The organism is Hymenobacter segetis (genome assembly GCF_038448715.1).
Lineage (GTDB): Bacteria > Bacteroidota > Bacteroidia > Cytophagales > Hymenobacteraceae > Hymenobacter > Hymenobacter segetis.
The window spans coordinates 24,663-47,048 of sequence record NZ_JBCEVZ010000026.1; the positions used below are offsets into that span (position 1 = coordinate 24,663).

Sequence of the window (22,386 nt, forward strand, 5' to 3'; positions counted from 1 at the left end):
GTAGCTCAAGGCATTCGGGCAAACAGCTACCCGAATGAAAGAATTTTGCTGGCGGGTTTAGGGGTACGGGTTTGTTCATTGACTACTGTTTCAAGCACCACTTTTGAGGTATGGCCACCGACAAGTCCGAATTTCGCCAACTGTTGCAACGCTACCAGGAGGGCAACTGCACTCCGGAGGAAGTGCAGCGCATTGAGGCGTGGTACCGCCATCTCGGAGCCGAGCAGCAGTTCAACCTCTCCCCCACCGAGAAAGAGGCGCTGATGACTACGGTGTGGCAACGCATCAGCCGGCAAACGGCCCCGGGCACCGTGCCGCAGGTTGACCTGCCGGGTGGGTGGCAGTCGTGGCCCGCCAGTGTGCGCTGGGCGGCTGCGGCGGCACTGGTATTGGGCGCAAGCTTAGTAGGATTGCAGGTATCGCACATGCCAACAAAATGGGCTGCACTGACTAATCCTGCCCCCTCGGAGAAGGCAGAGTGGCAGGTTTACGCGAATACCTCAGCTTACGAAACCCACGTGGCCCTGCCCGACGGCAGCGCCGTGACGCTGGCCCCGGCTAGTACCCTGAGGTACCGGCGGGAACTGCGGGGCGGCCGCCGCGAGGCCTACCTCGCGGGTGCGGCTTTTTTCGATGTTTTTCATGACAAGAACCACCCGTTTTCGGTGTTTACCGATAAGGTGGTGACTACCGTGCTGGGCACCAGTTTCCGGGTGCAGGCGTATGCCGGGCCGTCCGATGTGCAGGTGCAGGTGCGCACCGGGGCCGTGCGGGTGAGCCAGCGCCGTACTCTGGCGGGCGCAGTCGCGGCCACTGTGGTGGTGCTGCCCAACCAGCAGGCCGTGTACTCGGCGGGCGGGCAGCAGCTGCGCCGCGAGCTGGTGGCGCAGCCAGCGCTGCTGGCCCCGCAATCATTCGTGTTCGAGGACCGGCCGGTGGCTGAGGTACTGGCGGCCCTGGAAAAGGCGTATGGCGTACGCATTGAGTATGATGCGGTGGCGGTGCGCAACTGCACGCTCAACCTGAGCCTGGGCAATGAGCCCTTGTTTGCGAAGCTCGATATCATCTGCGAAACCCTGGGCGCGACCTACGAAAAGGCCGGCGACCACCTCCGCTTCCACAGCCCGACCTGCCTGGCCGAGTAGCCTTTTTTATTGTCCGCAAAATCTGCCGCCTATGACTTCATCTCCCGCAATCGATTCCAGAGACACTGCCGGGCCTCAGCGATACAACAGCTTGTGCTGACCGCAGCCGGATAATCATTCAATAATTCCCACCAAAACAATTCACCTTATGTCCACTCCCTTACAATTCCCACCGCTGCTGAGGCGCTGCCAGCGCTTTGCGCTGGTGCCCGGGCTGGCGCTGTGCCTGCTTGCGAATGTTGGCCCGGCGCAGGCCTCGGCGGGGCAGCCCCTAATGGAGCAGCCCATTACGCTGCAGGCCCGCGGCGAGCGCATGGCCACCGTGCTCAGCAAGATTGAGACGCAGGCCAACGTGCATTTTCAGTACAGTCGGCAGCTCATCGGGGCCAGCCGGCGGGTGTCGGTTGATGCCGTGGGGCAGCCCCTGGCTCAATTGCTGAACCAGCTACTGGAGCCGCTGAAAATCAGCTACAAGGTGATTGACGACGGCATTATTCTACGGCCGGCACTGGCGGCTACTACGGAAGCCACGCGGGCCGATGCGACCGTAACGGGCCGCGTGGTGGACGAGAAAGGCGCGGGCCTACCCGGCGTGAACGTCGTCATCAAGGGTGGCACCAATGGCACCCAGACCGATATGGACGGCAAGTTTACGCTGGCTGTGCCCGATGGCTCTACGCTGGTATTCAGCTTCGTGGGATATACGGCCCAGGAAGTGGTGGTAGGTAGTCAGACGACCATCAACGTGGCGCTGGTGCCCGATACCAAGTCCCTGAGCGAAGTGGTCGTCGTCGGTTACGGCACCCAGCGCCGGCAGGACCTGACCGGAGCCGTGGCCCGCGTGGACGGAGCCGAAGTGGTGAACCAGCCCGTGCAAACGGCCACCCAAGCCCTGCAAGGCAAGGTGGCCGGCGTGCAAATCATCAGCGACGGCACGCCCAACGCCCAACCCAAAGTGCGCATTCGGGGTACGGGCACGCTGCTGGGCGGGGCCGAGCCACTGTACGTGGTGGACGGCGTGCAAACTACCGACATCCGCAACCTGAGCAATGCCGACATTGCCTCGATTGACGTGCTGAAAGATGCTTCGGCGGCCGCTATTTACGGCGTGCGCGGGGCCAACGGCGTTATCATCGTGACCACGAAGCAAGGCAAGCTGGGCAAGCCCGTGCTGAGCTACAGCGGCACGGCCGGCTTCAAGCAGGCGGCGCATCTGGTGAAAATGGCCGATGCCGGCCAGTACACGAGCTACATCAAGGACACCTCGCCCACCACGGTGCTGCCCAACTACGGGGCCTCGACTAACTGGTACGACGAAATTCTGAAGCGCGGCACTTACCAGAACCACAACCTGGCTGTGTCGGGCGCGACGGACAACGTGAAATACTACTTCTCGGGCAACCTGTTGCAGGACGATGGCACGGTCATCAACAACAAGTTCCAGCGCCTGACGGTGCGCTCCAACACCTCGTTCCGGCTTTCGGACGCGGTGACCATCAGCTCGCAGGCCTCGTTCAGCCACGCCGATACGCGGTCGGTGAACCTGGGCACGGCCTACAACAACGCCTACCGCGCCGCCCCGGTGATTCCGGCCAAAGTGGATGGCTTGTACGGTAATACCTCGGCCTTCGGCAACGTGGGCAACCCGGTGCTCGACATCGAGAAAAACGACAACAAAGCCCTCGACAACCGCTTGCAGGGCAACATTGGCATTGATGTGCGGCCCGTAGAGTGGCTCACGCTGCGCTCGGCCATTAACGTAGACTTGATTTCCAACAACAGCCGCACCTACGACTACCAGTACCGCAACGACAACAGCACCTTCTTGGCGGCGGGCGGCGGCCAGCAAAACCTGCGCAGCAACCTGGGCGTGAGCCAGCTCAACGGCTACCGCTACCTCTGGGAAAACACGGCCACCTTCCAGCGCACTTTTCATGAGGACCACAACCTGACCGTGCTGGCCGGCACCGTGACCGAGGAAGGCATGACCACGCCGCTCTCGGGCTCGCGCAAGGACGTGCCCGCCGACCCCAACCAGTGGTACCTGAATACCGGCGACCCGACGTCGGCCGTGAACAACGCCGTGGACCCCAACAACCCCGACCCCGGCCTGCCCTCGAAAGACCGCCGCATCTCCTTCCTGGGCCGTATCAACTACGCCTACAAGGGACGTTACCTGCTGACTACCAACCTGCGTCACGACGCTACGTCGAAGTTTAATTCGGACCGGCGCAACGGCTTTTTTCCGTCGCTGGGTTTGGGCTGGGTGATTTCGGAGGAGAGTTTTTTGAAGGAAAACAAGACCCTGAGCTTCCTGAAGCTGCGCGCCAGCTACGGCCAGCTTGGCAACGACCAGATTCCGGCCAGCTCCTACATCCTCACGGCCAACGCCAACATTCCCTACGTGTTCAACGGCCAGCCCGTGCTGGGCAACACCATCACCCAAATCAAGGACCGGAACCTGCGCTGGGAAACCACCACGGAATACGACGCGGCCCTGGAATTCGGCTTCCTGGATAACCGCCTGACCGGCGAGGTGACCTACTACGACAAGCGCACCACCGACGCGCTGATTCCCATCAAAATCCCGGGCTTTTTTGGCGACCCTGATAACCAACTCATCACCAACGCAGCCACCATCACCAACCGAGGGGTGGAGGCGGCCCTGAACTGGCGCGCCGCCATTGGCACCAGCACCGACTGGACCTACAACATCGGCGCAAACGTGACCTTCAACAAAAACCGCATTGCCAACCTCAACGGCGGCCAGGCCCTGCCCGGCGGGCCGAACGACGTGACCAAATCGGACAATGGCGTGGCCGCCGGCAGCTTCTTCCTGCTCGATGTCATTGGCGTGTACCAGACCGCCGACGAAATCAAAAGCTCGCCCAAATCAATCTACGGCACCGGCCCCAACGGCATCACAATCCCCGGCGACCTCAAATACGCCGACACCAACGGCGATGGCGTGATTGATGCCAAAGACCGCAGCTACTTCGGCTCGTACCAGCCACCGGTGTATTTCGGCATCAACGGCGGGCTGAATTTCCGCAACGTGGACTTCTCCTTCGTGTTTTCGGGCAACCTGAATAACAAGGTGTACAACGCCAAAAAGCAGGCCGTCAGCCAGGCCACCAACAACGTGGAAGCCAGCTTCGCGGCCGACCGCTGGACGACGGCGAACCCGTCCAACTCCAACCCCCGCGCCCTCACGCCCAGCATGCCCAACTCGACGTATTTCCTCGAATCGGGCTCCTTCCTGCGCCTCACCAACCTGGTGCTGGGCTACACCGTGCCCGGCACAGCCCTCGAAAAGGCCCACTTGACTTCGGTGCGCGTGTTCGCGGCCGCCCAAAACGTGTTCACGGCCACCAAGTATACCGGCTTCACGCCGGAGCTGGCCGGCGGGCCGCTCGACTCGGGCATCGAACTCAACACCTACCCCACCAGCCGCACCGTGACCCTGGGGCTGAACGTCAACTTCAAATAAGCTACGCCGATGAAACCTAATTTCTCCGCCTTTCCCCGCCGCGCCGGCACGGCCGCGCTGGCGCTCACCCTGGCCCTGGCCAGCGGCTGCAACGGCTTCCTCGACGTAGCGCCCCAGGGGCAGCTCAGCGAAGACGCCATCCGCAACGACCCGGGCATTGCCCAAAAGCTCGTCGATGGCGTGTATAATACCATGTACCTGGGCGGTTTCGGGCCGGATATTCACGGGCTGCAGTTCGTCATCCTCACCGACATTGCCTCGGACGATGCCGACAAGGGCAGCACCCCGACCGACTACAACGACGCCCTCACGATTGACAACTTCACGCTGACGCCCAGCAACGGCACCGTCAACAACGCCTGGACGGGCTACTACCAGGGCATTTCGCGCGCCAACCAGGCGCTGGATAAAATTGCCCTCACCACCGTGCCTGATGCCACCAAGAACAACCTGCTGGGCCAGGTGCGCTTCCTGCGCGGCTACTTTTACTTCAACATGGTGCGCCTGTTTGGCGGCGTGCCCAAGCTTGACCGGGTGCCGACGGCCTCCGAAATCGGCAGCCCCCAGCTCCAGCAGCGCGCTTCGGCAGCCGATATCTACGCCTTCATTATCAGCGACCTGCAATTTGCCGTCGATAACCTGCCCTTGAAGGGTGCTACCGAAACCGGCCGCGCCACCAAAGCCGCCGCTCAGGGCCTGCTGGCCAAGGTGTACCTCTACCAGAAGAACTACCAGAAAGCCTTCGACCTGACCGAAGAAATCGTGAAAGGCCGCTCGGGCACCTACGGCCTGTTCCGGCCCTACGCCGACATCTGGCGCACGGCCGGGGCCAATAGCGTGGAGTCCATTTTTGAGGTGCAGGCCGGCACCAATGCCTCCTGCGACAATTCGGCCGTAAACCTGTATACCGTGAGCCAGGGGCCGCGCGCGGGCGGCCTGCGCGGCTGGGCCGACCTGGGCTTCGGCTTCAATAATCCTACCACCGACCTGGCAAATGCCTACGAGCCTAACGACGTGCGCAAGAACGGCAGCATCATTTTCATCAAGCCCAAAGGCCCCACCGTGCTCTGGGACGGCTTCCGCGTGCCGGGCCAGGACTCGGTGGAGAACTCGCGCTACAGCTACAAAGCCTACCACAGCCGTACCAAAGAGGCCAACTGCGGCAACAACGACTACCTGCCTAAGAATATCCGGGTGCTGCGCTACGCCGAAATCCTGCTCATCCACGCCGAAGCGGCGGCCCAGCTCGGCAACGCCGGCGCGGCCCAGTCCGACCTCGACGCCGTGCGCAGCCGCGCCGGCCTCGCGCCCACGGCCCCCACGGTGGCCAACATCTGGAAAGAGCGCCGCGTGGAGCTGGCCCTGGAGCACGACCGGTTCTTCGACCTTGTGCGCCAGGAAAGCGTGACGCCGGGCCGCATCGTGCCCATTTTCGCAGCCCAGGGCAAGACGTTTGTGAAAGGCAAGCACGAGCTGTTTCCCATTCCACAGCCCCAGATTGACCTGAGCGGCGGCCTGTTGACGCAGAACCCGGGATACTAGGCCGTAGCCACGGAATTAAAAAGAATGGTCATGCTGAGCGCAGCCGAAGCATCTCTACCGCAGCAGTAATCAACGCTACCACAACGAAGCGGTAGAGATGCTTCGGCTGCGCTCAGCATGACGTTCTGTTATTTATGACGTTCAAAACCAAACGAATGAACGCAAAACCCTTGCTCCTCGCGCTGCTTCTGCTGCCCGGCGTCCTCCACGCCCAGCAAAAGCCCTCGCCCAAAAAGCCTGCCGCCCCCGCTGCCAAGTTCGACCCGCGCCAGCGCCCCCGCAACCTCACCGACGACCAGCTGCTGGACATGGTGCAGAAGCAAACCTTCCGCTATTTCTGGGATTTCGGCCACCCCGTTTCCGGTATGGCGCGCGAGCGCAGCAACGTGGCCTACGACTACGGCAACGAAGTGGTGACCACCGGCGGCACCGGCTTCGGCATCATGGCCATTGTGGTGGCCGCCGACCGCAAGTGGATTACCCGCGAGCAAGCCGCTACGCGCATCTACAAAATGGTGCGCTTCCTGGAAAAGGCCGACCAGTTCCACGGCGTATTTCCGCACTGGCTGAACGGGGAAACGGGCAAGGTCATCCGCTTTGGGGCGAAGGATGATGGCGGCGACATCGTGGAGACGTCTTTCCTGATGGAAGGCCTGATATGCGCCCGTCAGTACTTCACCGGCGAAAGCGGCGTGGAGCGCGACCTGCGCAACCATATTCTCTGGATGTGGGAGAATGTGGAGTGGAACTGGCAAACCCAGGGCGGCCAAAACGTTCTCTACTGGCACTGGAGCCCCAACAACGGCTGGAGCATGAACCACCAGATTCACGGCTGGAACGAGTGCCTGATAACCTACGTGCTGGCCGCATCCTCGCCCAAATACGCCATCGACAAGCCCGTGTATGACCAGGGCTGGGCCGTGGGGCCGGAGTTCAAAAACGGTAAGGAATACTACGGCATTAAGCTGCCGCTGGGGCCGGATTTTGGCGGCCCGCTGTTCTTCACGCACTACTCCTTTTTGGGCCTGAACCCGCACGGCCTCAAGGACCAATATGCCGACTACTGGCAGCAAAACCAGAACCACACGCTCATCAACTACCAGTACTGCGTCGAAAACCCCAAGCACTTCAAAGGCTACGGCCCCAACACCTGGGGCCTCACCGCCTCGGACAGCTACCAGGGCTACGCCGCCCACAACCCCAAGGAAGATTTGAGCGTGATTTCGCCCACCGCCGCGCTCTCGGCCTTCCCCTACACGCCCGAGCAATCCATGAAGGCGTTGAAGCATTTTTATTTTGACCTCGGCGATAAAATCTGGGGCGAATACGGCTTTGTCGACGGCTTCAGCGAAGAGCACAACTGGCAGGCCAAATCCTACCTGGCCATTGACCAAGGCCCGATTGTGGGCATGATTGAGAACTATCGGACCGGCCTTCTGTGGAAGCTATTTATGAGCTCGCCCGACGTGCAGCGAGGCTTGAGCAAGCTGGGTTTTGAAAGCCCAGCGCTGAAAAAGTAGCTTTTTGAATCCTCCTAGAACGTCACGCTCATACTGCTAAGAACACCCTTCACACTTCTCTTTCGCATGAAACGCTTCCCCCTGCTCCTCCTTGCCCTAGCCCTGGCTCCCACCGCCCACGCCCAGAAAAAGCCCGCGCCCGCCGCTGCCACTTCCGACCAGAAGATGAAGCAGTACATCGACGGCCTGATGGCGAAAATGACCCAGGAAGAGAAAATCGGCCAGCTCAACCTCGTGTCCGTGGGGTTTGATGTGACCGGGCCAGTGGTGAGCAAGGACGTGGACGCCAACATCCGCAAGGGGCTGGTGGGCGGCGTGTTCAATACCTACACGCCAATTGCCGTGCGCAAGCTCCAGGAAATGGCCTTGAAGGAGTCGCGGCTGCACATTCCGCTCATGTTTGGGTATGATGTAATTCACGGGCACCGCACCATTTTCCCGATTGCGCTGGGCCTGTCGGCGAGCTGGGATTTGAAGGCCATTGAGCAGAGTGCCCGCATCGCGGCCGAGGAAGCCTCGGCTGATGGGCTGGATTGGGTGTTTTCGCCGATGGTGGACATTGCCCGCGATGCCCGCTGGGGTCGCATTTCGGAAGGCGCCGGCGAAGACCCCTACCTCGGCTCGCGCATTGCCGAAGCCATGGTGCGCGGCTACCAGGGCCCAAACAACGACCTGACCAACCCCACCAGCGTCATGGCCTGCCTCAAGCACTTTGCCCTCTACGGAGCCGCGGAGGCCGGCCGCGAATACAACACCACCGACATGAGCAAGCAGCGCATGTACAACGAGTACCTGCCGCCCTACAAAGCCGCGGTGGACGCCGGCGTGGGCTCCGTCATGTCTTCCTTTAATGACGTGAACGGCACGCCCGCCACCGCCAACAAGTGGCTGATGACCGACCTGCTACGCAAGCAGTGGGGCTTCCAGGGCTTCGTGGCGACGGACTACACGGCCATCCCCGAGCTGGTTGAGCACGGCATGGGCAACGCCGAGCAAGTAGCTGCCCTGGCCCTGAACGCGGGTATCGACCAGGACATGGTGGGCGAGGAATTCCTGAAATACACGGCCAAAAACATCCAGTCCGGAGCCGTGAGCAAGGCCCAGCTTGATGCCGCCTGCCGCCGCATTCTGGAAGCCAAGTACAAGCTCGGCCTCTTCACCGACCCCTACCGCAAGGTGAGCGCCGAGCGCGCCACCAGCACCCTGATGAAACCCGAGTTCATCGCCGCCGCCCGCGACATTGCCCGCCGCAGCATGGTGCTGCTGAAGAACGAGCGTAGCGCCCTGCCGCTGAAGAAAACCGGCAGCATCGCCCTCATCGGCCCGCTGGCCAACCGGCAGCGTGACGTCATCGGCAGCTGGAGCGGGGCCGGCGACTGGCACCAGGCCGTATCCGTGGAGCAGGGCCTGCGCGCCGCCGCGCCCGGCCTCAAAATCACCTACGCCAAGGGCGCTAACATCGCCGACGACCAGCAGATGCTCGACCGCCTGCAAGCCCACGGCGGCGAGTTGGAGCTGGACAAACGCAGTTCCGAAGACATGATAAAAGAAGCCGTGCAGGTGGCCCAAAGCGCCGATGTAGTGGTGGCCGTGGTGGGCGAAAGCCAGGGCATGACCGGCGAGGCTGCCGCCCGCGCCGACATCGGCCTGCCCGGCCAGCAGCTGGCTTTGCTGAAGGCCCTGAAAGCCACTGGCAAGCCGCTGGTGCTGGTGCTGATGAACGGCCGCCCGCTGGCCCTGCCCTGGGAAAACCAGAACGCCGACGCCATCCTCGAAACGTGGTTTGCGGGCACGCAGGCCGGCAATGCCATTGCCGACGTGTTGTTTGGCGACTACAACCCGAGCGGCAAAATCACGGCCACTTTCCCCGTGACCGTGGGCCAGGAACCCATCTACTACAACCATAAAAACACCGGCCGGCCCTACGGCGGCGTGAAGCTCGACAAGTACAAGTCGCGCTACCTCGACGCGCCCAACGACCCGCTCTACCCCTTCGGCTTCGGCCTGAGCTACACCAGCTTCACCTACGGCAAGCCCACCGTGAGCAAAGCCACCATCGGCCCCGCCGAAACCCTGACCGTGAGCGTGACCGTGCAGAACACCGGACCGCTGGACGGCGAAGAAGTGGCCCAGCTCTACATCCGCGACCTGGTGGGCTCCATCTCGCGTCCGGTTTCAGAACTGAAAGGTTTCCAGAAAGTGATGCTGAAAAAAGGTGAGAGCAAAACCCTCACCTTCCGCCTCGCCCCCGACGCGCTGAAGTTCTACAACAACGACCTGAAATTCGTGGCCGAGCCCGGGGATTTCCAGGTGATGGTGGGCGGCAACTCGCGCGACGTGCAAACGGCGACCTTCAAGCTGGCGGCCAACTAGCGTTTCAGCTGCACGCTGGCCACTTCGCCCAGGCGCAGCGGGGACCGTGAGGGCAGCCGGATTTCGAGGGTGATGCCGCCGGTGGTGTCGGTGGCGGGCGCGGCCACGCCGGTTACCACGCGGGTGGGGCGGCTGGTGGCCCACACCCGCACCGAATCGCCGGGCTGGACGTGGGCGGCTTTTTTGGCCCTGATGCCCACCGGCACCACCAGGTAGCCCTGCTTCGAGATGGTGCTGACCACGGTGGTAGGCGTCACGTACTCGCCCACGGTCACCTGCCGCTCGCCCAGGAAACCATCGTGCGGGGCCGTCACGAAGTTGTAATCGGCCAGCTTGGCCATTACGGCCCCGCGGCGCATGTACTCGCCGGGGCTGAAGTACACGCTGCGGATGCGGCCGCGCTTGCGGGCCAGCACCGGCTCGGTGCCGCCGGCCCCCACGCGGCCCGTGAGCACAATAACCGTCGAATCGGGCACGATGGCGGCGGGCGCGGGGCCGGCGGCCAGGGCGGCTACTTCGTCGGTGGATTTCCACCACCAGCGGCGGCCTACCACGGCCCCGATAATTAACAACAAGGCCAAGCCAATAAGGAGTGGTTTTTTCATAAAACAGAATAACAGAATTCGCCGGCCGGCGCTCCGGCTCGGTTGGTCAGCATACGGCAAAAGCCACTGAGCAGCTAGCCACGGCAAGAATGTTGCGCCAGTTCCCGCTACTCCACCCGGCGCAGGCGCAGGTAGTCCAGCATGGCCTGGTTCACAGTGCCGTTCATGTTCTGGTTGGCGGGCTCATAGGCCAGAGTGAGGGCGATGGTGCCTTTTTCGAGGCGCACGAGAATGGGGTTCGAGAACCCCCAGTTGCTCCACTCGGCCACGCCGCGCTGGGGCAGCACCACGGTACCCAGCAGCTCGCCCCCGCGCCGTAGCGTGCGGATGGCGCACTGGTTATTGGTGTTGATGGGGCCGTTGCCGTTGGCGTAGCGGAAATCGAGGACGTACACGCCGCTTTCCGACACGGTGACGGGGATGGTGAGGGACGGATTTTTGGTGGTTGAGATTTCGACGAAGCCCTTGCCGGAGTAGCCTTTGTAGGGCTGGGTGGCTTTGGGGGCAATGGTTTCAAGCTGTACCTGGTGGGTGAACAGGCCGGGGCCAACGGCTAGTGGCTCGCTGGCGAAGGACTCGAAGCCGGCGGTACTCACCGCAATTACTTGGTATTCGCTGTTCCCGTTGGCATCGGGCAGGGCAAATTTCGGCTCGGTGGTGCGGCCCAGCGGCTGGCCGTCGCGCAGTATCTGGTAGGCCCGAATATTAGGCTGCGCTGCCCAGCGCAGCCCACCGTTAGCAAAAGTCACCACGGCGGTCTCCGGTGAAAAGTCATCGGCCACGCGGTTCACGGGCTGCGTGGCCGTGGCCTCGCTGCGGAGCACGATTTTAACCGCGTGTCGCCCGCTGAGGCTGGCCGGAATGGCGGCATCGGCCAGCGGCTGGCCATCGAGCGTAATGCTTTTGAGGACGTTGCCGAAACCCGTCATCTCCACATCGAGCACGGCCCGGCGGTACTTAAAGCCGGTGAGCCGCCGCGCCCCCGCAAACGCCTGCGCCACGAAGGGCCGGAACACCAGCCGCTCATCCTCGTACCGCAGCCCAAACAGCACCTTATACACCAGGCTCAGGCTGCCGGACAGGCTCCAGAGCATGTTGCTGGAGTTGATTTGGGTGCCCGCGTAGTCGCCGGTGCGGGCCACGAAATTCTCTTTGTTGGTCAGAAACAACGCCGCCGGCCGGTAGATGGCCGCCATGCTCTCGGTGAGCGACGCTTCGTTGCCAACCTGCGCCGCCGCCAGCGCCCAGAAGCTCTGCACAAAGGGCCACACGGCATCGTTATGGTACGGCGGGATGCCCGGAATCTGGGGATAAATGCACGGCACGCCGAAGGGCACGGTGGGGGTGCGTGCTACCACCTCCCGCGCCCGCTCGCCCTCGGCAATGCCGAAGAGAACGCACAGGGCCTCGCCCAATGCTTCGGCTTTCGGGGAGAGAATCAGCGAAGTGCGGCCGTAGAGGAACTGGCCGTAGTAGCCCTTATCGGCCTGCCAGAGGTGCTGGTTGATGGCAGCTTTGATGCCGGCGGCCTGGCGCTGGTGCTGCGCGGCGGTGCCGGGGTCGCCGAGGCGGGCGGCCATGCGGGCCAGCACGATGTTGGCCTGGTAGTGCACGGCGTTGGTGCCCAGGTTTTCACTCTGGTAAATGTCCACGGGCTGCATCCAGCGCGGGTAGGTCTGCTCGCGCCAGTCCAGGAACGACGACTCGCCGCGCACCAGGCCGGTGGCGGGGTCGTAGGCGTTCTGCACATCGTCGGCAATGCTTTGCTTGATGATGGGGTACACCTTGCGCAGCCAGGCCTCGTCGCCGGTGGCTTGGTACACCTCCCAGGCCGCCGTGGCCCAGATAATGCGGTCCGTCGAGCACGGGTAGGCCCCGCCCGTGCCGGTGTCCTGAATGATGCGGCCGGTGGGGCTCACCTTGCGCAGCAGGCTGTTCATGGCCACCTTCGGCTGCAAGCTGGCCTGCGCCAGGATGATGCTGTAGCTCACATCGCGGGTCCAGACGCCGGCCCACTCCTTGCCGGTGCGGAAGGTGCTGTCCGGCTCCACGGCGCGGCGGGCTTCCTCCAGGGCCAGGTTGTAGAGGGCATCGGCGAGGGGGTAGTCGGAGGCGTATTGTGGAAAATCGTCGGTGTTGATGGTCTTTTTCCAGCTCGCGGCGGTGGTTTTGGCGGCGGTAGGCTGGTTCAGGGTCAGCGTGGCTTCGTAGATGCCGTCGCCGTCCGGGTCCTTCATTTCCAGCTCCGTCTTGTTGGTCAGGTTGTCGAAATCCCAGCTCAGCGGCGCGGTGCCCCCGGCAATGTAGACGTGCTTGAAATCCTGCTGGTACAGCTTCTCCCCCTTGAACGTGGTGTAGAAGCCCTGCTTCTTAAACGCCGCCAGCACCGGCCGCAAATCCAGCCGGATGCGGACCGGCGTGTTGGGGGCCAGGTAAGTATCGGCGGCAGCCGGCGTAGCATCCACGTAGCGCTGCCCGAACACGATGGGCGGCGTTTCGATGGCCCCGCCGCCGGGCCGGGGCACGGCCACCAGCAGGTGGTTGAGGCCGGGTGCCATCTCGTTGTCCTTGCCGTTGATGCTGAACTTGAACTCGACGCGCGGGTTCTGCCGGTCGTTGGCCGGGCTCACGTAGTTCGACACCAGTTCGGTGACGGAGAGGGCGCGGGCCTCGTGCGGACCCTGCGTCACGTGGTCGCGGTAGAGGCTATAGGCCTCGGATTGCCAGATGGGAGTTTGCACGGCGGGTGTAATTGCGGTGGTAGGGGCAGTTGGCTTGGTGGTCTGGCAGGCGGTGAGCAGGCCGAGGGTGAGCAGGAAGCCGGTGGCGAGGATGGTGGGTTTCATTGGGAAGCAGGGCGGCGAAAGTGGCGGGAACGCGCAAATTACGGAGTCGCTGGTCCGCGCTGGTCGGGCTGAGCAGAGGCCGGCGAACAGGCAATGCTGGCGGGCCAATGCTGCCGCCCTGAACCCGCCAAAATCCGGGGCGAGCCAGCCCCTCCGCCGAGAGCCGGGTGGGCAAAAAGAACTTTCTGAACCCTTGGAAAGCCCGGGTTTCAAGGCTGACCTTTGTCGGGAATTTTCTGTATTCCATCCCATAATCAACCAAGTTTTTTCACCTTTTCAACCACATTTTTCCACGTCGTTTTTTATGATGCAGCTGCTACCACTGTACTTCAATATGCTAACAACGCGCCGCCTACGGCCTATTCTGGCCTTCTTACTGGCGCTACTGCTGGCCGGGCCGGCGCAGGCGCAGTTTGTGGTCGATGGCCGCGCTTCGGCCAGCGAAATCGGGCCGGGCAAATACCAGCTGGTGGGCTCCTACACCGGCCCCCACTCGGTGGCCGACCGGGGCCTGAAAAGCCTCTACGTGGCCCGCACCGCCACCACGCTCAACATCATGATGGTGGCCTCGCCCACCCTGGCCACCGACTACAGCTCGCTGGTGCTCTACCTGAACGCGGCGGGCCGCACGGGTGTGCCGGCTGGCACGCGGCTGGCGGGCAGCTCGCGCATCGAGTCGCCCCTCTACCATCGGCCCACCCTTGACCAGGAAACCGACTACGCGCTGCGCCTGACCACGTCAGCCACCGGCGTCAACCGCGACAGCGTGTATTACAGCTACGTCGACTACACCACCCCGGCCACCGTGGGCGGCCGTAACGTGGACAATTTCCTCGGCCCGGCCACCAACCAGGGCGGCCTGCTAGCCGTGGCCAGCGGCGGCCTGAACGGGGCGAAGTTCGCCTACTTCAACACCGCCAGCATTGCAGCCAACACCGCCACGGGTTGGGAAATGGAGATTCCGCTGACTGCCATTGGGGCGCAGGGCGGCACCCCGCTCGACCTTTTTGGCGCCTTCACTACTAGCGTGGGCGACTTCACCACCGATTTGTTTCCGCAGGTGGCCGGACTGAACACGCCACTGGGCACCGACCCGAACTTCGGCACCATCGCCGGCACGCAGTCCATCCGCGTCAATGCCCTTACCATCGACGGCCGCCTCGATGCCAACGAAATCGGGACCGGCACCCAGGGTCTCTACCAGTTGGTGGGCGAGTACACCACCCCGCACCCGGCGGGCTTCGGCGACTACGGCCTAACCAAGCTCTACATGGCCAATACCGCCACCAAGCTCTACCTGTTTGTGGTGGGCACGCTGGAAAATAACGGCAACACGTTTCAGCTCTACTTCAACGTGCCCGGCCTCACAGGCGTGCCCCGGGGCACGGCCCTGCCGGGCGGCAATCCCAACTCGGGCACCAGCTTCGAGCAGATGAAAGCCAAAATGGACCTGGAAACTGACCTCGGCCTGGCCCTGCAAGGCAGCACGCCCGGCTACACGGTACAGGTAGCACGCTACGCGGGCAGCGTGGTCGACCAGTATTCGCTCCCGAACCTCTCAACGGCCGGCGCACCCAGTACGCTGAATTCTACTGCCGTCACGCAGTTCGATGGCGCGCTGATAGCCTACCGCAACTCGCCCACGGGCTTTTTGTCGGGCAACCCCGGCAACTACGGCTGGGAAATGGAAATTGACCGCGCCGCCCTGGGCGTGCCGGCCACGCTGGCTAATGCCACCATCCAGGCCTTTCTGGTGCAGAACAACGGCAACGGCAACTACCTGTCATCGGACATGATTCCGGCCATCCCCGGCAATGGGGCCACCAACCTGGGCGTGTCCACGGGTCTTGATTTTAACCTATTGCCAGGCCGTCAGGCCCTAACCTACGCCTTCAACTGCCCCACGGCCGTGGCCGTGGCGTATGGCGCGGCCAGCTACTGCCAGTCCGGTACCAACCCCACGCCCAGCGTCACCGGCCCCACCGGCGGCAGTTTCAGCGCGGGCACCGGACTGAGCATCGACGCCGCTACGGGCAGCGTGAACGTGGCCACGTCCACGCCCGGCACCTACACCGTGAGCTACAACGCCGACATCGTGAACTGCCCGACGACGGTTTCGGCCCAGCTTACCATTGCCCGGCCGCCGGTGGCTACGTTCAGCTACGGCACCGCAGCCTACTGCGCCAATGCCGGCACCACGGCCGCTCCCACCCTGGGCACCAACGCCGCGGCAGGCACCTTCACTGCTTCTCCGGCTGGGCTGAACATCAACGCCAGCACCGGCATCGTGACTCTGACTGGCAGCCAGGCCGGCACCTACACCGTTACCAACACCATTGCCGCCGCGGGTGGCTGTGCGGCCGCCACGGCCACGGCCCAGGTGGTTATCAATGCCGCGCCCGTGGCAAGCATCACGGCCAGCGGGGCCACCACGTTTTGCGTGGGCGGAACGGTTACGCTCACGGCCAACGGTGGCAGCAGCTACCGCTGGAGCACCGGCGCTACCACGGCCAGCATCACGGTTTCGGCCAGCGGCTCGTATGGCGTGACAGCCACCAACGCGGCCGGCTGCTCGGCCGCCGCCGCTACCCCGGTTGCCGTGACGGTGAACCCGGCCACTACGGCCACATTCGCCTACGCAGGCCCGACCTACTGCCAGAGCGGCCCCGCCCCCACGCCCACGGTAACGGGCACGGCCGGCGGCACCTTCTCCGCCCCCACCGGCCTCAATCTGAACTTTACCACGGGCACCATAAACCCGGCTACCAGCACGCCCGGCACCTACACCGTGACGTACAGCGTGGGGGGCAGTTGCCCGTCGTCGGCTACGGCTTCGGTGACCATCACGGCCGCGCCGGTGGCTACGTTTGCTTACGCCAACGCCGCTTATTGCGTATCGGGCGGCAATGCAACGGCCGTGGTGCCGGCCAGCAGCACGGCGGGTACGTTCTCCTCCGCAAGCGGCCTGAACATTAACGCCACCACGGGAGCCATTGCCGTAGGCACCAGTACGCCCGGCACTTACACCGTCACCAACACCGTGGCCGCTGCCAGCGGCTGCGCGGCTACCTCAGCCACCGCCACGGTTACCATCAACGCCCGGCCCGCCACGCCTACGCTCTCGGTCCAGTATAACGGTTCGACCACTACGCTGACCTCGAGCGCGGCTACCGGCAACCAGTGGTACCTCAATAATGGGCTGATTCCCGGCGCTACCAGCCAGACCTACGTGGTGAATGGTACGCCGGCCCAGTTCGGCCCCTACACCGTGCAGACCACCAACGCCAACGGCTGCATCTCGCTGCCTTCGGCTCCGCTGGTGGTTACTTCCAGCCTGAAACCGTTGGCCGGCAGCTCGCTCAGCGTGTACCCCAACCCTACTCCGGATGGCAACTTCCGCGTGGAGCTCACCGGCTACCGCGCTGCCGCCGAGCTGACGGTGCTTAATGCCCTAGGCCAGGTGGTTTTCACTGCCACGGTTCCGGCCTCAGCCAGCACCGCCACACAGGCCGTCAATCTGACCCAGCTGACCTCAGGCGTGTACCTGCTGCGCGTGAAAACCGCCGGCAGCCTCGATACCCGCCGCGTAGTTAAAGACTAAGTACATCGGTTTTAATTATTAAAAAGGTCCTGACCAAAATGGTCAGGACCTTTTTTTGTGGCGATATCGGCCTGTTTCCTGCAAGATTCGGAAAGCAATTTGTCACTACCCTAACGACTTCGTGAAACCCACCTTAATCTTCAGCTGAAAATCGGCAATGACCTTGAAAATCTCCTTCAGCGTCACCTGCTCCACCTTCGTCAGCGTCTTCGGGTCGAGGTAATTATCGGGCGTCACGTTGTCGTTGATAATCTGGGCGGCCTGCTTTTTCAGGCGCACACCCATGAGGTAGTAGTAGGATTGCAGCAGCTCGTGGGCCTCGCGCTCGGTGAAGATGCCAAGGGCCTTGAGCGCCTCCAGCCGCTCGCCGGTATTGGTGGCGAAAATGCGGTGCTTGAGGGCGTACATCCGCACCAAATCGACGATGGGCGACATGGTTTTCTTCAGGTTGAACACCTTGTGCGCGCCGTGGGCAAAGGTGCGGATGTTGTTGAAAAACGTGAGTGGCGGCTCGTATTGCAGCGCATTTACGGCCATGTGGTGGAAGAAGCGCTCCACCGGCTTTTGCAGCTCCACGGCCAGGAAATCGTGCAACTCGTCCATGATGGCGGGGTCGCCGTAGATGTAGCGGCAGTCGAACGAGGCGGCGAACTGCATGCCGGTTTCGGGGTTCGAGTCGGTCATCCACGCCACGTAGTTGCGCTTCCAGTGCGAGAGCGAGTGCGTCCACTTCGGGTTTTTGGCCATGAAGCCCCCTTCGCAGTAGCTGAAGCCGATTTCGTTGAGCTGGTCGCTCACCATTTCGGCAAATTTCAGGAAGTAGTCGCGCACTAATTCGCGCTGCTCGTTGGCCTTGTCCTCGTAGATAATGGCATTGTCCTGGTCCGTGAGCAGGGTTTGCTCCTTGCGGCCCTCGCTGCCCAGCACCATGTACACGAACTTGGCCGGCGGCGGCCCCAGCTCGGCAATGGCGCCCTCAATCAGCTTCAACGCAATAGCATCCGACACCGTGGTGATAACCTGATTCACGATTTCGGGTTTCACGCCGCGATTCAGGAGCTGATATACCATTTCCGGCACCTGCTCCCAGCGGCGCTTTAGCTCGGGCACCGCCTGCGCCTGCTTCACCGACTGAATGAAGATGAACGGCGACTGCGCCTGGTCGTCGGTCAGCAGCTTGTTGCGGCTCAGGAAGCCCACGTACTCGCCATCGGTTTCGACCAGCAGATAGCGCGTCTTCGTTCTGAACATCAACAAAATAGCCTCATACACAAACGCCCGCGAACTGATGCTGACCACCGGCGCATCCACGATGGTTTCGACGGGCAGGTTGGCATCGGCGCAGGCAGCTACCACCTTGTCGCGCAGCGTGATATCCGTCACGTAGCCAATGATGTGGCCGTCCACATCGGCATTGGTGATGAAGTAGCAGCTGGTGCGGGCGGCGGCCATGCGCCGGGCCACTTCGTGGATGGGCGTGTAGGCGGCGCATACGTCGAGCGGGCGCAGCTCCAGCGTCTCGATGCGGCGCGAGAACAGCTGGTCCGAAGCCAGATAGCTGGAGCCGGAGCTGGTAGCGGGCCGCACAAAATGGGCGTATTCCTCGTTCAGCATCCGCTGCCCGTAGCGCGTGGTGAAGAAGTGGAAGAAGCTCTCGTAGCCCTGGCACAGCGCCAGAAACTCACGCCGATGCAGGAAGTATACACGGGTATGGCGCTTGGCCACCACCGTGCGCAGCGACTTCTTCTTATTGAGCAGCAGTGAAATACCGCCGTAGCACTCGCCGCGCCGGGTGAGCTCCACCACGCGCCGGTTCTGCTGGCTGTCGTAGAAAAACGTCTCGTATTCGCCCTCCACGATGATGTCGAGGCCCCGCAGCTTCGTCTCGTCCTGGTAGTAGATAACACCCTCGCGGGGGTGGCGCACTTCTTCCAGGCCCTCGGCCACTTCGGCCAGCACGTCTTCGGGCAGCCGGTCAAAGGGCTTCACGGTGCGGAGGAAATCGAGTTTTTCGCTCATGGGGCAGGGTGTCGAAGGGTTAACAGGCATTAGTTGGTAGTCAGCAAAATCAGCCCGTCATGCAGAGCGCAGCGAAGCATCTTTACCGCGTAGTGTACCAATCGATAGGATTAGTATCACGGTAAAGATGCTTCGCTACGCTCTGCATGACGTTCCTTAAATCTTTCACATCAGTAAAAACACCGACAGCAGCACCAGCGCCACGGCAGCCAGCAACAGCCACGGGGCCACACCGATGCGGAGCTTACGTCGCCGACGGCGCGCCAGTCGGGCCTGCGGCGTGGGCAGCCCGATGGGCACCTGCTGAGCAATAATTTCATCAGTAATCACGCCCTGCTCCCGCATTCGGAAGTAGCAGCGGGCCGTGGCACGGGCGTCCACTAAGGCATCATGTTCGCGCAATAACGGCTCCTGAAACAGGCGCTCGTGTAATTCGCCCAGCCGCAAAAAACCCTGGGTGCTGTGGCGCAGCAGTGGCCCCGTGGCCCGCATGGTACAAAACTGCGGTAGCTCCGGCAGCGGGTTTTTCAGGCCAGCCCGATGGAAACCCACGCCCAACATGTGGAAATCGAGCTGCATGAAGTGGGCCACAACCCTGGGCTTATAGTGCAGCAGGTCGCGCTGCAGACGTTGCATCACGGCGTGGCGCGAGCGGCCGTTGGCTTGCAAAAACTCCGCCGTGAGGCCATGGATTTTGCCCGACTCCGGGCTCATGTCGTAGTCGTTGGGGCGGATGTAGTGGTTTTCGGCCTTCACTTCCTGGCCATCGGGCGTGCACACCACCCAGGCCAGCTGCACGATGTGCGGCCAGTTGTCGCGGCTGGTGTATGGCTGCGTCCAGTCGCGCGGAATGCCCGTGGTTTCGGTATCGACGAACAGCAGGTAGTCCTTCACGGGCCGGGAGCCGGGCGCGGCGTTTGTTAGGGCTGCTGGTGCCAGAGCGACGACTCCCGCTTTATCAGCCGGGGCTGAATCACAATTTTGCGCGGGGCCTGCTCGTGCTCCTGCACCATTTCCAGCAGCAGGCGCATAGCGGCCAGGCCCATTTCCTCGCAGCACTGGTCCACCGACGTCAGGTTGGGCTCGGTGAGAGAGGTGAAGCTTTCGTTGCTGAAACCAGAAAGCGCAATGTCCTCGGGGATGCGCAGCTTGCGCTCCTTGAGTACGCGCATGGCCCCCACAATGGAAAAGTCGCTGGCCGAGAAAACGGCCTCGGGCGGCCTGGGCAGAGCCAGCAACTGCTCCATGCCGGCGCGGCCGTCGGCCTCCCACATCTCGCTGAACAGCACCAACTCTTCCTCAATCGGAATGCCGTACTCCTGCAAAGCCTGCCGGTAGCCACCGAAGCGGTTGATGTAAATGTTAAGGTGCTGCGGCCCGCCGAAGTGGGCAATGCGACGGCAGCCCTGCTCCAGCAAATGCTTGGTAGACTGGTAGCCGCCCTGGAAATCGTCGAGCTCCACGGCATTCACCTCCGGGCTGTCCAGAATGCGGTCGAAGAACACCAGCGGAATATCGCGCTTCTTAATCTTGTCGAAGTGCTTGTAATCGTGCGTGGTACGGGCCACCGACACCATGATGCCGTCGACCTGCGCGTTAATCATTGTGTCCACGTTCTTCTGTTCCTGGCCGTAGTCCTCGTTCGACTGGCACAGCAGTACGTTGAAGCCGGCACGGTTGGCCACGGCTTCAGCGCCCTTCATCACCTGCGAGAAGAAGTGACCATCAATGTGCGGCACGATGACGCCCAGCGTATTGCTGCGCCCCTTGCGCAGGGCGGCCGCCAGGTGATTGGGCTGATAATTAAGCTGTTCGGCCAGTTTCCACACGCGCTTGCGAGTGGCTTCGCTGATGCGCGAATGGCCGCTCAGCGCCCGCGAAACAGTAGAAACGGCCAGGTTGAGCTCCTTGGCAATGTCCGAAATAGAGGCGCGTTTTTGAGCCAAAGCGGAAATAAATTAGTGAGTGCGGGGCTAAATGTAACCTACCGCTCCCATAACAGCGATGAAGCGCGGAACGTTGGCCGCAATTATTATTCCCGGCGGTAGCAGGGCTACTGCGCTGCCTTGTAGTGAACTTCCGACTGCTCGCGCAGCCGCCCGGCGCTAAATTCGGGCGTGATGTCGCGCTGCGGGTCGCCCAGCATCTCGTAGCCCACCATGAACTTGCGCACCGTGGCCGAGCGCAGCAGCGGCGGGAAAAAGTGCATGTGCAGGTGCCATTCCGGGTGTTCCTGGCCATCAGTAGGCCGCTGGTGCAGGCCGGCCGAGTACGGGAACGAGATGCTAAACAGGTTGTCGTAGCGGATGGTGAGGCGGCGCAGAATGTCGGCCAGCGCGTCGCGCTCGTCGGGCGTGAGCTGGGTCACGTCCTGCACCGGGCGGCGGGCGATGACGATGGTTTCGAACGGCCACACCGCCCAGAAGGGCACCAGCACCACAAAATGCTCGTTTTCGATGACCACCCGCTCCTTTTGCTCCAGTTCGATTTTCAGGTAGTCGCTCAGCAGGGTACGGCCGTACTCTTGGAAATAGGCCAGCTGCTGCACCGTTTCCTTGGCGGGCTCGCCGGGCACGGTGCGCTGCGCCCAAATCTGGCCATGCGGGTGCGGGTTCGAGCAGCCCATCATCGGGCCCTTGTTCTCGAAAATCTGCACGTAGTTGATATCCGGCCGCGCTCCGAGGGTCGTAAATTCCTCCACCCAAAGGTCCACGACATTGCGGATGGCGGGTGTGGTCATCTGCGGCAACGTCAAATCGTGGCGCGGCGAGAAGCAGATGACGCGGCACACGCCCGACTCGGCCTCGGCCCGCAGCAGCCCGCCTTCGTTGATGCCGCCGGTGGGCACGTCGGGGGTCAGCGCGCCAAAATCGTTGTTGAAAACGAAGGTGTCGGTGTATTGCGGGTTCACCTCGCCGCCCACGCGCACGTTGCCGGGGCAGAGGTAGCAGGTGGGGTCGTAGGCGGGGCGCTGGTCCTGCTCGGTTTCTTCCTGCTGGCCCTGCCAGGGGCGTTTGGAGCGGTGCGGCGACACCAGCACCCACTCGCCCGAAAGGGCATTGAAACGGCGGTGCGGGTGTTCGGTGGAATCGAAAGTGGAGGACATGAGAACAGGCGTTTGAACGATTGTAGAGACACAACATTTTGCGTCTCGTCGTTGCTGATGTTGTTTAATTGTTTGTGAGAACGGCGCGGTTCCGGCCGTTCAACGCGGGTCGTTCAACGACGAGACGCAAAATATTGCG

General features: G+C 62.5%; 12 protein-coding genes. 6 read left to right on the forward strand and 6 right to left on the reverse strand.

Annotation, left to right across the window (positions count from 1 at the left end; translation table 11 throughout):
- The first annotated feature begins 110 nt into the window (after positions 1 to 110).
- From AAFH49_RS12095 to bglX, 5 genes are all read left to right on the forward strand, one after another.
- Positions 111 to 1,145 carry a FecR family protein gene (locus tag AAFH49_RS12095; protein WP_342298411.1) on the forward strand — a complete coding sequence of 345 codons (1,035 nt, stop codon included), beginning with the start codon at positions 111 to 113 and terminating at the stop codon, positions 1,143 to 1,145.
- Positions 1,146 to 1,293: 148 nt separating this feature from the next.
- On the forward strand, positions 1,294 to 4,635 hold the full coding sequence (locus tag AAFH49_RS12100; protein ID WP_342298412.1) for a TonB-dependent receptor: 3,342 nt from the start codon (positions 1,294 to 1,296) through the stop codon (positions 4,633 to 4,635).
- A 9-nt stretch (positions 4,636 to 4,644) separates the two neighbouring features.
- Positions 4,645 to 6,177, forward strand: coding sequence for a RagB/SusD family nutrient uptake outer membrane protein (locus AAFH49_RS12105; RefSeq protein ID WP_342298415.1), 1,533 nt, complete (start codon positions 4,645 to 4,647; stop codon positions 6,175 to 6,177).
- 155 nt (positions 6,178 to 6,332) lie between these two features.
- Positions 6,333 to 7,697, forward strand: coding sequence for a glucoamylase family protein (locus tag AAFH49_RS12110; RefSeq protein WP_342298417.1), 1,365 nt, complete (start codon positions 6,333 to 6,335; stop codon positions 7,695 to 7,697).
- A gap of 66 nt (positions 7,698 to 7,763) precedes the next feature.
- Entirely contained in the window at positions 7,764 to 10,070 is a 2,307-nt protein-coding gene (gene bglX / locus AAFH49_RS12115; RefSeq protein WP_342298419.1) for a beta-glucosidase BglX, read from the forward strand.
- Here bglX and AAFH49_RS12120 read toward each other — a convergent pair.
- Both AAFH49_RS12120 and AAFH49_RS12125 read right to left on the reverse strand, forming a co-directional pair.
- Complete coding sequence (locus AAFH49_RS12120; protein WP_342298422.1) at positions 10,067 to 10,675, reverse strand: efflux RND transporter periplasmic adaptor subunit; 609 nt, start codon at positions 10,673 to 10,675, stop codon at positions 10,067 to 10,069. The two genes, bglX and AAFH49_RS12120, sit on opposite strands and share 4 nt — an antisense overlap.
- A gap of 107 nt (positions 10,676 to 10,782) precedes the next feature.
- A complete protein-coding gene (locus AAFH49_RS12125; RefSeq protein WP_342298423.1) occupies positions 10,783 to 13,521 on the reverse strand; it encodes an MGH1-like glycoside hydrolase domain-containing protein in 2,739 nt (912 codons plus the stop codon).
- Between the two features lie 304 nt (positions 13,522 to 13,825).
- On the opposite strand from AAFH49_RS12125, the gene AAFH49_RS12130 reads away from it, so the two are divergent.
- Positions 13,826 to 17,122 (forward strand): T9SS type A sorting domain-containing protein, encoded by a 3,297-nt coding sequence (locus tag AAFH49_RS12130; RefSeq protein WP_342298425.1) that lies wholly within the window; start codon positions 13,826 to 13,828, stop codon positions 17,120 to 17,122.
- Between the two features lie 105 nt (positions 17,123 to 17,227).
- On the opposite strand, the gene AAFH49_RS12135 is transcribed toward AAFH49_RS12130, so the two are convergent.
- The 4 genes from AAFH49_RS12135 to AAFH49_RS12150 all read right to left on the reverse strand — a co-directional run bounded on the left by AAFH49_RS12135 (position 17,228) and on the right by AAFH49_RS12150 (position 22,247).
- Positions 17,228 to 19,141 carry a DUF294 nucleotidyltransferase-like domain-containing protein gene (locus AAFH49_RS12135; RefSeq protein ID WP_342298427.1) on the reverse strand — a complete coding sequence of 638 codons (1,914 nt, stop codon included), beginning with the start codon at positions 19,139 to 19,141 and terminating at the stop codon, positions 17,228 to 17,230.
- 165 nt (positions 19,142 to 19,306) lie between these two features.
- Positions 19,307 to 20,035 (reverse strand): 3'-5' exonuclease, encoded by a 729-nt coding sequence (locus tag AAFH49_RS12140; protein ID WP_342298429.1) that lies wholly within the window; start codon positions 20,033 to 20,035, stop codon positions 19,307 to 19,309.
- Between the two features lie 26 nt (positions 20,036 to 20,061).
- Positions 20,062 to 21,087, reverse strand: coding sequence for a LacI family DNA-binding transcriptional regulator (locus AAFH49_RS12145; protein ID WP_342298431.1), 1,026 nt, complete (start codon positions 21,085 to 21,087; stop codon positions 20,062 to 20,064).
- Positions 21,088 to 21,194: 107 nt separating this feature from the next.
- Positions 21,195 to 22,247 carry a UDP-glucose--hexose-1-phosphate uridylyltransferase gene (locus tag AAFH49_RS12150; RefSeq protein ID WP_342298433.1) on the reverse strand — a complete coding sequence of 351 codons (1,053 nt, stop codon included), beginning with the start codon at positions 22,245 to 22,247 and terminating at the stop codon, positions 21,195 to 21,197.
- Between the last annotated feature and the right edge of the window lie 139 nt (positions 22,248 to 22,386).